Annotated in this window: 13 protein-coding genes and 1 tRNA gene; 11 read left to right on the forward strand and 3 right to left on the reverse strand. The window is 38.9% G+C overall.

The window, feature by feature from the left end; translation table 11 throughout:
* Positions 1-260 precede the first annotated feature (260 nt).
* The 4 genes from CCY97_RS07630 (at position 261) to CCY97_RS07645 (ending at position 4,017) form a co-directional block, all read left to right on the forward strand.
* On the forward strand, positions 261-1,064 hold the full coding sequence (locus CCY97_RS07630) for a hypothetical protein (protein WP_112064875.1): 804 nt from the start codon (positions 261-263) through the stop codon (positions 1,062-1,064).
* Positions 1,065-1,164: 100 nt separating this feature from the next.
* A complete protein-coding gene (gene flgA, locus CCY97_RS07635; protein ID WP_181562865.1) occupies positions 1,165-1,767 on the forward strand; it encodes a flagellar basal body P-ring formation chaperone FlgA in 603 nt (200 codons plus the stop codon).
* The gene (locus CCY97_RS07640; protein ID WP_112064877.1) at positions 1,764-2,348 is read left to right on the forward strand and encodes a UbiX family flavin prenyltransferase; all 585 of its coding nucleotides are present in this window, start codon (positions 1,764-1,766) and stop codon (positions 2,346-2,348) included. The genes flgA and CCY97_RS07640 overlap by 4 nt, the downstream gene beginning before the upstream one ends.
* Before the next feature lies 1 nt (position 2,349).
* Positions 2,350-4,017, forward strand: a complete 1,668-nt coding sequence (locus tag CCY97_RS07645) for an ATP-binding cassette domain-containing protein (RefSeq protein ID WP_112064878.1) — start codon at positions 2,350-2,352, stop codon at positions 4,015-4,017.
* Positions 4,018-4,145: 128 nt separating this feature from the next.
* On the opposite strand, the gene CCY97_RS07650 is transcribed toward CCY97_RS07645, so the two are convergent.
* Positions 4,146-4,222, reverse strand: a tRNA-Met gene (locus CCY97_RS07650).
* Positions 4,223-4,235: 13 nt separating this feature from the next.
* Complete coding sequence (locus CCY97_RS07655; RefSeq protein ID WP_112064879.1) at positions 4,236-4,670, reverse strand: hypothetical protein; 435 nt, start codon at positions 4,668-4,670, stop codon at positions 4,236-4,238.
* An 88-nt stretch (positions 4,671-4,758) separates the two neighbouring features.
* Between CCY97_RS07655 and CCY97_RS07660 the strand changes: the two genes are divergently transcribed.
* The 7 genes from CCY97_RS07660 (at position 4,759) to CCY97_RS07690 (ending at position 13,009) form a co-directional block, all read left to right on the forward strand.
* Positions 4,759-5,970: an aspartate aminotransferase family protein gene (locus tag CCY97_RS07660; RefSeq protein WP_112064880.1), complete on the forward strand. Its 1,212-nt coding sequence runs from the start codon at positions 4,759-4,761 to the stop codon at positions 5,968-5,970.
* Between the two features lie 169 nt (positions 5,971-6,139).
* On the forward strand, positions 6,140-8,242 hold the full coding sequence (locus CCY97_RS07665) for a UvrD-helicase domain-containing protein (RefSeq protein ID WP_112064881.1): 2,103 nt from the start codon (positions 6,140-6,142) through the stop codon (positions 8,240-8,242).
* Positions 8,243-8,306: 64 nt separating this feature from the next.
* Positions 8,307-8,915, forward strand: a complete 609-nt coding sequence (locus CCY97_RS07670; protein WP_112064882.1) for a hypothetical protein — start codon at positions 8,307-8,309, stop codon at positions 8,913-8,915.
* 13 nt (positions 8,916-8,928) lie between these two features.
* On the forward strand, positions 8,929-9,798 hold the full coding sequence (locus CCY97_RS07675; RefSeq protein ID WP_112064883.1) for an NAD(+)/NADH kinase: 870 nt from the start codon (positions 8,929-8,931) through the stop codon (positions 9,796-9,798).
* The gene (locus tag CCY97_RS07680; protein ID WP_112064884.1) at positions 9,795-11,333 is read left to right on the forward strand and encodes a DNA recombination protein RecN; all 1,539 of its coding nucleotides are present in this window, start codon (positions 9,795-9,797) and stop codon (positions 11,331-11,333) included. Before CCY97_RS07675 ends, CCY97_RS07680 begins: the two co-directional genes overlap by 4 nt.
* Positions 11,333-12,703, forward strand: a complete 1,371-nt coding sequence (locus CCY97_RS07685; protein WP_112064885.1) for an NFACT family protein — start codon at positions 11,333-11,335, stop codon at positions 12,701-12,703. The genes CCY97_RS07680 and CCY97_RS07685 overlap by 1 nt, the downstream gene beginning before the upstream one ends.
* A gap of 9 nt (positions 12,704-12,712) precedes the next feature.
* Positions 12,713-13,009: a hypothetical protein gene (locus tag CCY97_RS07690; RefSeq protein WP_112064886.1), complete on the forward strand. Its 297-nt coding sequence runs from the start codon at positions 12,713-12,715 to the stop codon at positions 13,007-13,009.
* 377 nt (positions 13,010-13,386) lie between these two features.
* Here CCY97_RS07690 and CCY97_RS07695 read toward each other — a convergent pair whose 3' ends face one another.
* Positions 13,387-14,325, reverse strand: a complete 939-nt coding sequence (locus CCY97_RS07695) for an outer membrane beta-barrel protein (RefSeq protein WP_112064887.1) — start codon at positions 14,323-14,325, stop codon at positions 13,387-13,389.
* Positions 14,326-14,426 lie beyond the last annotated feature (101 nt).

Raw genomic sequence — 14,426 nt, forward strand, 5'->3', positions numbered from 1 at the left:
GTGTGAAAAAATACTTTGCAGGATTGCAGCTATCAAATGAAATTGCTAAAGATTATTCTTGGATTAATGCTGCGCTTAATGTTGGATTGGAGTTTTAGGGGAGGGTGGCAAAGATTTAATAGATTAATAGTATAGAGAATCAGAAAAAAAGAGTCTCTGCTTTAACATTAAGCACTAAATAATAAATTGAAAGAATTTATTAAGGCCAGCCAAGCTAGTTGCCAGATTTTCAATAATCATGCAGTCAAATTAGGAGTGAAGTGAAAAGATTTTTTGCATTGATTTTTTTATACGTGTTAAGTCAGGCTTATGGAACTGATTCTGAAAGGATAGTTTTCTATGAGCAAACAGATGCTACAGAAGATTCTTTCACTCGACCTCAAGTAACTGATAAAACCCACCTTGAGCCATTGGACTATCAGAATCTTTTTAGTAAACCAAACATTGAGTGGGGGAATATAGCAAATAAAAAAAGTGGAATCTTTATCGGGCTAAACGCAGCACTTATACCAGTCTTACTTGCAGAATCTAACGCACAAGACTTATTCCAAGCAAACTATCCGATTGCTTACGGTTATGACTTTAAATTGGGAATTATGTATTTTTCAAATCCCTATGTAGGCTTTCGTATTTATACACAATACTCAACGATGCAGGCAAAGAAGGATTATAAAAGTGTGGGGAGCGAGATATTACGTGAGTATGGTATTGATATTTACAGTATTGGGGTGAATGTTTTATTTGATACCAACTTGGGACAGAATTATGATCATGCAGTGAGTGTGGTGATTGATCTTTCAATCTCTCCAAAAATTGATTTTACTTCAAGATGGCTGGCAAAGAATGGGGAAAGTGGCAGAGACTTTTTCTCCTCTGGCAACAAGACTTCTCTAGGGATAGGACTTGGCTATGTATATAGGAGCAAGCATCGTATCGAGGTTATCTTTCGTAGATTTACAGATATTCGTGAAGGTGTAGATTCTTTTTTTGGTTCGCAAAATGATAGTCCTGTGATTTTCCAGCAAATGCTTAGTACGAGCTTAGGGTATAGCTATGTTTTTTAGGATTTTATTCCTTTGTTTTGTGGATGTGATTTTCTGTAGCATACTCTATTCTCAGACTGAGAGGAAATTGGAGGACTCTCAGGTATATTTAAAAGAGCCTATGAGATTCTTACAGGATCTTTATACGCAATATTACGAAGCTAATTGTGTTGCGAGCTTTGTGTTAGATTCTGTTGACTTGGTAAATGTTAGCGAGTTTAGTGGGATGGATTTGAGCAATGCAGAATTTGAGCTTTTCCATAAAACCAATGCACTGAAGAAATCTAGCGGTGTGTTGGTGGTCAAGATTCAAGAGAAAAAGTTGTTTTTGCAGTACAAAATCTCAGCGCATATCACTGTATTTTATGCATTAAAAGACCTTAGTGCAGGTAAGTCTTTTGATGGTTTTGTGGGCGAACGTAGAGTGAAGTTTGAGCGCTTTACTTCCTTGCCTGCTTGTAGGGATGATTTCAAATACAATGTCGCTAAAGTTTATCTGCCTAAGGATATGACTATTACAAAAGATAAACTCCGAGCAAAAATATTGGTCAAAAAGGGTGATTTTGTGCAAGTGAAAGCACAAGGTGATGGTTTTGTTTTGCAGCATAGCTTGCAGGCACTCCAAAGTGGAAGCTATGGGGAAGTGATTAATGTAAAAAATATCCAGAGCGGCAAGATTGTGCGTATAAAGATTGTGGATAAAAACCAAGGTGTGCTTTTATGAATTATCCTAAAAAATTGGCAGTTGGAATCTGTGGGGCAAGTGGTGTGCATTTGGCATTAAAGTTTATTGAGGCTTTGCCAAATGATATTGAAGTATTTGTCGTAGCTAGCAAAGGTGCATCCAAAGTCTATGAGAGAGAGAAATACCAATTGTTTAGAGAATCAGACCTGCAACAGGCTATTTTAGGATTGAAGCGCAAAGTAGTTATATTGCAAAATGATGCGCTAGATTCTTGCTTGTCTTCAGGGAGCTTTAAACTTGAAGCGCTTTGTGTTATACCAACGAGTACAGACATGCTTGCTAAAATTGCCCAAGGCATTAGTGATAACCTTATTGCAAGAAGTGCGAGTGTGGTGTTAAAAGAAAAGAGGGTGTTACTTTTGTGCGTGCGTGAGATGCCCTTGAATGCAATCATGCTACAAAATATGCTCACACTAGCAACTTTAGGCGCACATGTTGCTCCACCGATTCCTGCATATTACACAAACCCACAAAATCTGGATGATATGGAAAATTTTTTTGTAGGGAAGTGGTTGGATTTGCTCAGAATCCCACATAAGCTATTTAAGCCCTGGGGATGAGATGGCATACAAACAAGATACCAAGCCACTTTTATCAATACAGAATCTCACTTTAGCAATAAGCAAAGATTTCATACTCCAAGATATTCATCTGAATATATATCCAAATAAAGCATTAGCATTAGTCGGAGAATCTGGCTCTGGGAAAAGTATGCTAGCAAAGTTATTGCTTAATCTTACTCCGCTAACAAATTCAGATTCTTATCCTAAAGGAAAAATTTTTTTGAACAATAAGGATTTGGGTGATACAAGAGACTGGCTCTCTTTGCGCGGGAAAACAATAGCTTACATCCCGCAAGAGCCACTAAATGCACTCAATCCTTTGCAAAAAGTAGGCAGGCAAGTTCTTGAATCTTATCTTTTGCATAATCCTAAGCCTTCCAAAGTCAGTGCAAATACTCTTTTGAGAGAGGTTTTTGCAAAAGTCAGTTTGGACTTTGCTCTGGCTAGTCGCTATCCACACCAATTAAGCGGTGGAGAGAGGCAGCGTGCCTTGATTGCAATGGGTATTATCAATAAACCGCAGATTCTTATTTGTGATGAACCAACAACCGCGCTTGATATTCTCAACCAATCACAGATTCTTTCACTTCTTAAAAAGCTCTCTGAGAGTTGTGCGCTTGTTGTTATTACACATGATTTGCATATCGCAAGGGTGCTTTCAGACTATGTCGCCGTAATGCAACAAGGCAGGATCATAGAAACTCAGAGTACACAAAAGCTTTTTAGAGCGCCAAAGCAAAGCTATACCAAAAGCCTTTTGGATGCACTTGATTTTAGTGAGTTTGCTTTGGAAAAACCTCACGATACGCAGGTATTATCTGCAAACAATCTCAGTGTAGTTGTAGATAGAGGAAATTTCTTTTTTAAGAGAGAAAAAGTGCTTGTAAGCAATGTCAGTTTTCATCTCAAAAAAGGTGAGATTCTAGGAATTGCTGGAGAATCTGGCTCTGGGAAGTCAAGCTTGGCAGCAGGTATTTTGCAGCTTATGCAAAGCAGGGGAGAGCTAAAGATTTTTGGAAGACCAATGAAAGATTTTCGGGGATATGAGAGAAGGTTGCTTTCTCAGAGTATAAGCGTTGTATTCCAAGATCCTTTTGCTTCGCTTAATCCCAGAATGCATATAAGCGAGATCATCACAGAGGGTTTGGAAGTAGCAATACGCATTAAAGTCCCTAAGAGCAAGGATTTATACACTCTAAACCCATTTTTTAGAGATGTTTTAAAGAAGACAGAATGTTTGGATTCTACAGGTTTAAAAGCCTTTATCCAGTCTCAGATGTTTGAGATTGCAGATTGTGTGGGGTTAGATTCAAAGTTGCTTTATCGTTATCCACATGAGCTAAGCGGCGGAGAAAGACAACGTGTAGCTATAGCACGCGCGCTTATCTTAAGACCTAATGTTTTGGTTCTTGATGAGCCTACAAGTGCGCTTGATAAATCTATCCAAAAGCAAGTCCTTAGGCTTTTGTTGCACTTGCGAAGTGAATTTGGATTATCTTTTCTTTTTATCACACATGACTTAGAAATCCTAAAATATTGTGCCCATAGAATCTTAGTACTAAAAAATGGCTTGCAAGTAGAACAGAACGATAGCAAAGAGATTTTTGCCAATCCCCAAAGCCAGTATGTAAAAGAATTAATAAAAGCACAAATGAGCAAAATTTAGTATTTGTCTAAATGACTGTAGCTCACTTGTAAACTTACCAACCAAGAGGCTACAATGCACAAGAGAATGTGGAGTATGTTTGAGATTATAAGAAGCAAAAAAAGCTTAAGATTTGTTACAAAAAGTTATGGTGTCAAGGGGGAGACTTGAACTCCCGACCTCCGGCTTATGAGACCAGCGCTCTAACCAGCTGAGCTACCCTGACTGAGTGAAGGGCGCTATTGTAGATGGTTTTTGCTTTGAATTTCATTAAGTGCATTAATGTAGCGCGCTACATTGCGTTCAGTGTTGTTTTTGTCAATACCAAAAGCTTTGTATTTGTCTTGTAAGGTTGCATCAAGATAAGAAGATTCTATTTCTTTGCGTCCTTGGTAAAAATTTGTAAAGCGGTAGAGATGCTGTGCCATAGCAATCTTTTCGTTTTCATTTAAGCCTTCGCTTGCACGCAAAAAAGCTTGGTATTCCTCATTGCTCATTAGCTCTAGAATCTGCAGTCCATAAGTTATACGAGCTTGCTTGTAATCCTGTTTTTCTTGAGTGTGTATCTCTTGCTCGTCTGTTTTTTCCTCCCAGAGAGATTGTGTAGGTGATGGGGATAATTGCTCTTGTAATAAGATAGAGCCATAAGAATTACTGAGTGAATTTATCTGCACTGGGCTACTCCAAAATAAAGATAAGCACGCAAAGCAAATAGCACTCCAAAATCTGCTATAATCGCTCACTTTAGCTAAGGATAGGGGTATGAAGTTTGAGGATATACAATCATTAGACAATCAATATATTTTTCATACTTATCCACGCAGTAAGGTTGCTTTTACCAAAGGCAATGGTGCAAGACTTTATGACACGACGGGACAAGAATACATTGATTTTGGCAGTGGCGTTGGTGTGTGTGCATTAGGACATTCTCATAAGAAAATTGCTAAAGCCATAAAAAAATCTGCACAAAACCTACTACACACTTCAAATCTCTACTACATCGCCCCACAGGCAAAGCTTGCAAAAAGACTTATAAGGTATTACCACAAAGGATCAAGTAACAAAGAGGAACTGCGCGTGTTTTTTGCAAATTCTGGGGCTGAAGCGAATGAATGTGCAATAAAGCTGGCTAGAAAATTTGGAGAACACACAAATGGTTCTTATAGATACAAAATCATCACTTTAGATTCTAGTTTTCACGGACGCACAATAGCTTCTCTTAAAGCTACAGGGCAAGACAAGATGCATAAGCATTTTGGTCCGTATCCTGATGGATTTGTGCGTGCAAAAAGCATCTCAGATATTAAAAATGTCATAGATTCTGAGACTTGTGCTGTCCTTTTAGAATTGATACAAGGCGAGGGTGGGATTTCTTCTATGGATAAAAGAGAAGTCCAAGAGCTTGCAAAGCTTTTGAAGCAAAAAGATATATTATTGATGGTAGATGAAGTGCAGAGTGGAATCTATCGCAGTGGAGAAATTTTTGCCTCTAAGGTTTATGGCATAAATCCTGATGTCATTACGACTGCCAAGGGTTTGGGTGGTGGTGTGCCAATAGGCGCTTGTATTAGTAATAAAATAGATGTTTTTGCGCCAGGTGATCATGGAAGTACTTTTGGGGGGAATTTTCTTGCAACAAGTGTGGGACTGAAGGTATTAAAAGTTTTAGAGAGGATGCGTAAAGACGGCGAGCTGGAATATATTATTTCCTATTTTCATCATAAGCTAGAATCCTTGCTTCATAAATACCCAAAAATTTTTACCAACAAAGTAGGCATCGGGCTTATGTGTGGGCTTGAGACAAAAGACTTGTCGATACAAACAAAGGTCATACAATCTTGCTTTCTCTCACGCGTTCTTATCTTGAAGTCTGGCAAAAATGTGGTGCGGTTTTTGCCCCCATTAAATATCACAAAACTTGAGGTTGATGAGGGATTCTATCGGATAGAAAAAGCGCTTGAGACTTTCAGATGACTTTGCTCATAAGATTTTGTGTATTTGATCATGTAAGTGAGTTCTAGTGCAAACATTATGTTTTGCCTTAAGCCCTCTTGACAATCTAGCCACCCATTTAACCAATCCAAGATTTAAGAGTTTTTTGGCAAGCATTTTAAATGCGTACTTTCATAAGTAGGAAGAGGATATGCAGGATTTTCAATCTCCACTCCAATCAATACTACAAACCTTAAATCCCGCCCAGCTTAAGGCAGTCAAGCATATCAATGGAGCGCAACTCATCCTTGCTGGTGCTGGAAGCGGCAAGACAAAGACACTTACCACAAGGCTTGTTTATCTCATAGAAGAAGTTGGAATCCCACCAAATGCTACTCTTACACTCACTTTTACCAACAAAGCCGCAAAAGAAATGCGAGAACGCTCTCTACAACTTTTGAGCTCGATGATTACAATCCCACCTTTGCTTTGTACTTTTCACAAATTTGGCTTATTATTTTTGCGCTTTCATATCAAAGAATTAGGGCGTCAATCAAACTTCACGCTTTTAGATTCCACTGATTGCAAAAGGATTCTAAAAAAGCTCAATCCCAATATTCCTAGTGCTTATGCTCTTGCGTATATCTCAAATAATAAAAACGCTTTTATTAGTGCTGATGAAGCAAAGTTGTATGCGAAAACACCAGAAGCCAAGAAGCTCCAGAAGATTTATCATGAGTATGAAACGCAGCTTATTAATTCTAATATGCTTGATTTTGACGACTTGCTTTACCTTAGTTGCAAAATTTTAGAGGCTAACCCCGCTTTGTGTCAGGAGCAGAGCCAAAAATACCAATATATTATGGTCGATGAATACCAAGATACCAATAAGCTACAATACCAACTTTTAAGATATCTCACTTCGACACACCAAAATATCTGTGTGGTAGGTGATGATGATCAGAGTATTTATTCTTGGCGTGGTGCAAATATCAATAATATTTTGGATTTTACAAAATACTTTCAAGGCGCACATACAATAAAGCTTGAATTAAATTATCGCTCAAGCCCTAAGATTCTCCATACAGCAAATACGCTTATAGAGCATAATGCAAAGCGACTTGGCAAAGAACTTAGGAGCTGCTTTGGGATACAAGGGCAAGATGAGGATGTGGAATTGTTAGATTCTATTGATGAAATAAGTGAGGGTAATCTCATTGCATCCATTATCAAAGAAAAGCTACAAAATGGTGCAAAGCCAGAGGATTTTGTCGTTTTGTTTCGTTTGAATGCCTTAAGCAGGAGCATCGAGGAAGCCTTCAATCGCGCTAAGATTCCTTATAGAATCATAGGCACTATGCGCTTTTATGAAAGAGAGGAAATCAAAGATTTATTAAGCTATCTGCGTTTCATGCTTGATCCCCATGATGATTTTTCTCTTTTGCGTATATTAAACAAACCAAAACGTGGCATCGGAAGAATTACCCAAGAGCGCATAGAATCTTTAAGCACACATAAAAATAAAAGTATCACAGAGATATTTATCCAGCATAAAGAAGAGCTATCACAAGCTATTGGTGCAAAGAATGTCAAGAAGCTCGAGGAGTTTTTTGGCATTACTGAAATACTAAGAGAAAAACTCAAAGAAGGAATCGAGGAGTTTTTGTGCAGTTTTGAGCAATACATTGATTTTACAAGTGAATTCAGCAAAAGCCAATCACTTGACAAAATGGCAAATATCGCAGAGTTCTACGGGCTTTTGCGCGAATGGGCAAAAAACAGCGATGGTGAGAATCTGAATGATTTTTTGAACGATTTGTCTTTGGATTCAAATGCTGATGAAGATTTTGGTGAAAGTGTGAGTTGTATGAGCATACATACTGCTAAGGGCTTAGAGTTTGAATGTGTATTTGTGATTGGATTAGAAGAAGGATTTTTCCCGCTTATACTAAATGATAGTGAGTTAGAAGAGGAGCGTAGGCTTGCTTATGTGGCAATCACAAGAGCTAAAAAAAAGCTCTATCTTTCGAGCGTGAAGAGCAGATTTTACAAGGGCAAAAGAGAGATTTTAAAACCTTCAAGATTTTTCAAAGAATCTGGTTTGGATAGATCCTCTTTGGATGCTAACTTCCAAAATAGCTCATCTCAAGAAGCCAAAGACTTACAATTTTCTATAAACGATATGGTTACTCATAAGCTTTTTGGATTCGGGAGAGTAGAGGAAGTGAACAATACGAAAGCAGGAGTTGTCTTAAAAATCAATTTTGGTGGTGTGCAGCGCATGATTAGGGGTGATTTCGTCAAAAAGGCATAAGGACAAATACAGAGAAACTTTGCTAGAATCGCTGCCCACTACGTATCTCAAAAGGACTGCCCTCATGCAAGATCTACAATCAAATCAAAAAAGTAAAGTCGGGCTATATCTGGTGATTATCACTTCTGCTTTATTGCTTTTGTTAGGGCTTGTGTATTATGCGATTATCTGGAGTGAAAGCAGTGTGATGAAAATCAGCAATGATACTTATGCATATTCCAGTCTGCAATCTGAGCTGGATGCAAGGGACCTGCAAATCAAACGTTTAGAAGCGCAAGCAGAAGCATTAAAAAGCGAGCAACAAAGTGTAGCCCTTAATCTTGGGTATATCATCAAGCCAAAAGAGGAGCTAGTGAGCGAATGTAGCAATTTGCTTTTAGGGAAGTGGGAAGTAAGCCAAATATGTGAGCAAAATCTCCGTAGAGAGCTCAGAAAGGTTCTTGATGATAAAAGGGTTGTGGCAGTTGAGATTGCAGGCGTTGTAGATACGCGTCCATATCGCGGGGCACATGCGGAACTAAAGCAAGAAGGACTAGCAAGCTTTCGAGCAAAAGAAGCGATTCTGCTAGCAACCAAGATAGCACCAAATATTGCTGTTTTTGAAGGTTTATCCCAGCAGCTGCCAAACAAGCGAGGTTTTCTTGTCAAAGCGTATTATGTAAGCAAAGAATAATTTTTATAATGCAATGACTCCAGTACTACAACCCAAAAAAATCACAAAAATTGGTGTGGTTTTGCGTCCATCAACTCCTAATCTTAAGAGTGTTTTTGAGCAAATACAAGCACTTTTGAAGTCCTATGAAATCGAAGTGAAGCTAGATTCTATCAGTGCAGCTATGATTGGCTTTAGGGGCGTGGAGTTTGCTACGCTTACGCAGTGGAGCGATATCTTGCTTTCAATTGGTGGAGATGGCACTCTTATCTCTATGATTCGCCGTGCTACAGGGAAAAATATCGCGTGTATGGGGATAAATACCGGGCGATTAGGATTTTTGACCGCCATTATGCCTAGCGAGTTGCAGTGTTTTGCTCTGAATCTTAAGAATGGTACTTATGACATAAAAAACCATATGATGCTAGAATGCACTCTTTTACGCGACAATAAGCCTTACTGCACTCTTTATGCTCTCAATGAATTTCTTATCTCTAAACAGAATCTCTCAGGACTGATTGATATTGAAGCAAAAATTGACAATTGGAATTTCAATACTTATTTCTGCGATGCGCTTATTGTAGGTACACCTACGGGATCTACTGCTTATAATATCTCTGCGGGTGGTTCTGTCGTATATCCGTATTCTAAAAATATTCTACTCACTCCAGTTGCCCCTCATTCTCTCACACAAAGACCATTGGTAATTGATAATTCCATCAAGCTTGAATTCAGCACCAAAGAAAGTGCACTACTTATTATTGATGGGCAAGAAAATATTGATATTTACCCAAGAGACAGGATTCTTATCCAAGAGAGCAAAGATTGTGCATATCTCATTTATCCTAAAGAGCGCAATTATTTTCAAATCCTGCGCGAGAAATTCAAATGGGGTGAGTTGTGATTACACGCATTCTTATTAAGAACTCCCCGGCTTTCAAGCTCCTAGATCTAGGGCTTTTTGCAGGCTTTAATGTCTTTAGCGGAGCGAGCGGCAGTGGCAAATCTGTTTTTATGGAATCTCTGCTTGCAGTTTTTGGCCTCAAAGACAGCAATGCAGATTTGATCGAGGTTGCTTTGAAAACAGATTCTCTTGACTTGGCAGCATATGGAATTCTAGCAGATGATGAAGAGCTTAACTTGAGTATTTTGAAGAAAGAAAAAGCGCGCTATTTTCTCAACCACCAAGCAAGTTCCAAAAAATCTCTATCTGAGCTTACCAAGACCTTTTGTAAGCACATTAGTGCGCGTGGAGATAATGACTTGAGCAAAGAAAATATCCTGCGTGTTTTGGATGGATTTATCTGCTCATATAACTCTACTCATGCGGATTTACTTTTGGAATTTCAAGAAAGTTTTTCTCAATACAATCAGACAAAAATCACATTACAAAATCTTGAGCAAGACCAAAGACACATGCAGTCTTTCCGAGAAATCGCACAATTTGAAGTTGAAAAAATCACGACTATTGCGCCAAAAATAGGAGAATATGAAGAGCTTTTAGAGCTCAAAAAAACCCTCTCACGCCAAGAAAAAATCGCAAATGCAATCAAAAATGTGCGTGAAAGCTTAGAGACTCTTGGATGTGTAGATTCGTTTTTGCAAGTAAGTGAGAGTGAATGCCCGCTATTTTTTGAGGGTTTATCCGAGCTTGAAGCTCTGCTGGATTCTAAAGAGCAGCAATTGCATTCCTTAGAGGAGACCAATCCAGAATATATACTCAATCGCTTAAGTGCTCTTAGTGATTTGATACGCCGCTATGGAAGCATAGAAGATGCACTAAAGACCTGCCAAGAGCAACAACACAAGCTAGAAAACTACAAAAACATGGAATCTGACAAGCAAGAAATAGAAATAAAACTCAAGCATTTGTGTGCAAAGCTAGATATTTACGCGCAGCAATTGTGTGAAAATCGGAGCAAAGGCTTGCAGTCATTTACTGATGCCTTGGCTGTATATTGCAAGACTCTGCGCCTCAAACCTTTGGAGATAAAGCTAAGCAAGCAAGTCCTGCAAGCAAATGGCACTGATGAATGTATCTTGACACTTGGTGGAAGCGAGATTAGCACATTAAGCTCTGGCGAATACAATCGTTTGCGTCTTGCACTTTTATGTATGGATGCGAATGCTCAAACTGGAATCTTAGTGCTTGATGAGATTGATGCGAACTTAAGTGGAGAGGAAAGTGAAGGGGTAGCACAGGTTTTACACAAACTTTCAAAAACCTATCAGGTATTTGCGATCTCTCACCAGCCGCATATGCCAAGTCTGGCGGACAATCATTTTTTGGTTTTGAAAAACACCCAAACAAGCGAGATAAAACTCCTAGATACACAAGGACGTATCAATGAGATTGCGCGGATAATTAGCGGGAAAGAGATTAGCAAGGAGGCATTGGAGTTTGCCAAGATTGCACTAAGCAAAAATGGCGTTATATAATGAATCTCGCACTACTTAAAGGCATAAGTGCTTATATTACAGGACTAGAGAAAATCTATTTTTGCAAACGTGTTACTGATAATATCTTGCTGCTTAAAATCGATGATGTGCTCTTTTACATAGATCTTAGTCGTGGTACTAGTGGAATGTATTGTGTCAAAGAAAAGATTCTAGGAAGCAAGATTTATACTGCGCCATTTGATTGTAAGCTCCGAGACTTGTGCCATCACTCGAAGCTTTTAGACTGTCAGGTTGATGGTGATAATCGTATTTTGTGCTTGTACTTTTTGTCAAACTCCGCGTATAAAAAACAAAAGTTTTCTTTAGAGCTTGAATTCACTGGCAAATTTACCAATGCCATTTTATTAGATGACAATCGCGTGGTAATTGAGGCATTGCATCATCTACCCAATGCAAAGCGCACCTTACAAGTAGGCAAGATCCTTGATAGATTGCCGCAACCAGCAAATCCTACGCCTACGCAGGCTGTTGTCATCAACCAATCCTTGCTTTATGATTTGTATTTAGAGCATATACGCGTGCGTTTTGAATGCGCCAAATCCCAAGCACTCAAAAATATAGAATCAAAAATTGCAAATCTTGAGCAAAATCTAGAAAAGCTACCACAAGAGCACGAGTTAGAAGTTCTAGCAAAACGTTTTGGCTTTTATGCGAATGTGCTTTTGCTCCACTTGCATACTTTAGATCCCCAAGCACTCTATGCATCGGATGTAAATATCAAGCTCAGCTCCGATGAACTAGAGCAGGCGAGGGACTTACAGATAGCACTCAAAGATTGTGCTATACAAATTCCCATCACAAAAGACGCGATGAGTTTTTCGTCTCTTGCCCAGCACTATTTTGCTTTGAGCAAAAAGACACGCAACAAAGCCCAAAATATTCACAGACAAACCAAAAACCTCACAGATTCTTTGGAATTTTTGGATTCGCAAAAACAGCTTATTGCTAGTGCTACCACATTAGAAGATCTCAAAATATTTGTGCCAACAAAAAGCACTCGCAATAAGTTTGCAAAGAATAAGGAGAGTTTTGAGGTGTTTTTTATACAAGACATAAAGATTGGTATAGGAAGAAATTCCCTCCAAAACATCGCATTGCTCAAAGCTGCAAAGTCCGAGGATATCTGGCTGCATTTGCGTAATATACCCAGTTCGCATATGATAATTTTTTGTGGAAAATCAAAGCTAGACAATGATATCTTGCGCAAAGCAGCGCAGATTCTCTGTGCGTTTTGTAAGCTTCAAGCTCTTAGTGTCCAAGTCGATTATACAAAGCGCAAATTTGTGAAAATCACACAAGGTGCAAATGTCGTATATGCAAAATACCAAACTTTAGAATACAAAACATAAGGAAAAACCATGGGAATAAGTGTCGCAGGAAATATTACCTACATTAACCAAAACGCCCAAGCAAGCTCTATACAGCTTGCTAATGCTCAAGCAAGAAATGACCTCTTACAGCAAGCACACAAAGAAGATTTTGACCGCAAGCTCCAAGAGATAGAATCCATACCTCCAACTTCTCATACACAAGAGACACAAAAAGATAGCCAAAACAATGCACAACAAGATACTCAAGATTCTCCAAAACCCCATCATCAAGACAAAGAGGAGATTAGCTACCACTACGATGGAATCTTGAATGTGAAGGCATGAAATCGCATGAAATGCGAGAGGTCTGTGTCATCACGACCAGATACACAAGCACCTTGATTCTTGCTCTTGACACCAAGCATATAAATCCTTCTTTCATAAAAACCAAGAGAGACTCTCTTTTCACTCTATAGCTGGTTAGGAGGCAGATTTATCAAAGGGTTGGTTGTTTTGAAGCTTCGCACACGCTTCAGATAAATGCGAACAATCCCATTTATTCTGTCAAAAGCAAGAGAAGGATTTTGGTAAAAGAGAAGAAAAGTCCTCAAGCTAGATGGGCTTACACCCAGGTCAGAAGTAGTCTTAGACAAATAGGCAAGCTATTGCCATTTGTGCTTTGGGATCTACTTCCCAAAGCAGGACACTTATGATCGGATCACTTAGAATAGATACGAATACGAGAGTAAGAAAGAGCTTGCAGGAGCAGATTTATACTTGACAGATACACCAACACCAGATACACCAACACCAGGTACACCAACACCAGGCACACCAATACCACTCATATTAACCATCTTAGTCATATCTCCTCCACTATTTGGAGCAGAATAGCGCGGTGTTACTCGCCAATTGAATCCAAAATAGTGGTGTCTTGAAAGTGCAAGATACAAACCGACATTATAAGTGAAGCTAGATGCAGTGTAGTTTTCAAAATCTATGACTGGTTTGCCAAATAATTTGGTTGCTTGTTGGGTTTCTTGACCAGAAATTGTTACCCTTTGTCCTATAAATGTCCCAAACTGATAACCCACTCCAGCATTTATACCAAATGTGACACTTTCTCCTTGAAATAAGTCATAGAGAAAATTCGCTTCTACCCCGTAATGGATAGCAGAAGAGCTCATTTCTATAGGTACATTTCCATTGTTTGAAGTAACTGTAGGGACTTTGTTTTCTCCCTTTGAGTTGTAATTAGCATAGCCTGCATAGCCTTTAAATTGCAAACCTGCCTTGCTTGCAAAATACCATTGGTAGCCAAAGGTAAGATTTACAGGTACAGAGGAAGTCTGCTGGCTTCCACTAGAATTACTAATCTGTGAAATCTGCGGAATCTGCGGAATCGCTATCGCTATGCTATTTTTGACACTTGCGCTATATCCTACTTCCAGACCTATAAAGCATCCAGTACCTGCAAACTCATTCCTACAAAACCCATTTGTATTGGTTTCTTGTTTGGAATCTACTTTAACTTCTAATAGTCCCCCCCCCCCCTCATTGTCTTGCTGTGATTTTTTGGTTTGTTCCTCACTCTCTTGCGAAAAGGAGACACCTACTAGACCTAAAAGCAAAGCTAACGCCAACCTATTTACTTGCACCATTTATAAACTCCTAGTGTTAAGATATGTTTCTCACTCCCTTATGGTTTTGTTCCGGCCTGGATTGTATTTTTTGAAGTCTTTATGCTAGCTTAATTATCGGG

The organism is Helicobacter sp. 10-6591 (assembly GCF_003288805.1).
Classification (GTDB): domain Bacteria; phylum Campylobacterota; class Campylobacteria; order Campylobacterales; family Helicobacteraceae; genus Helicobacter_F.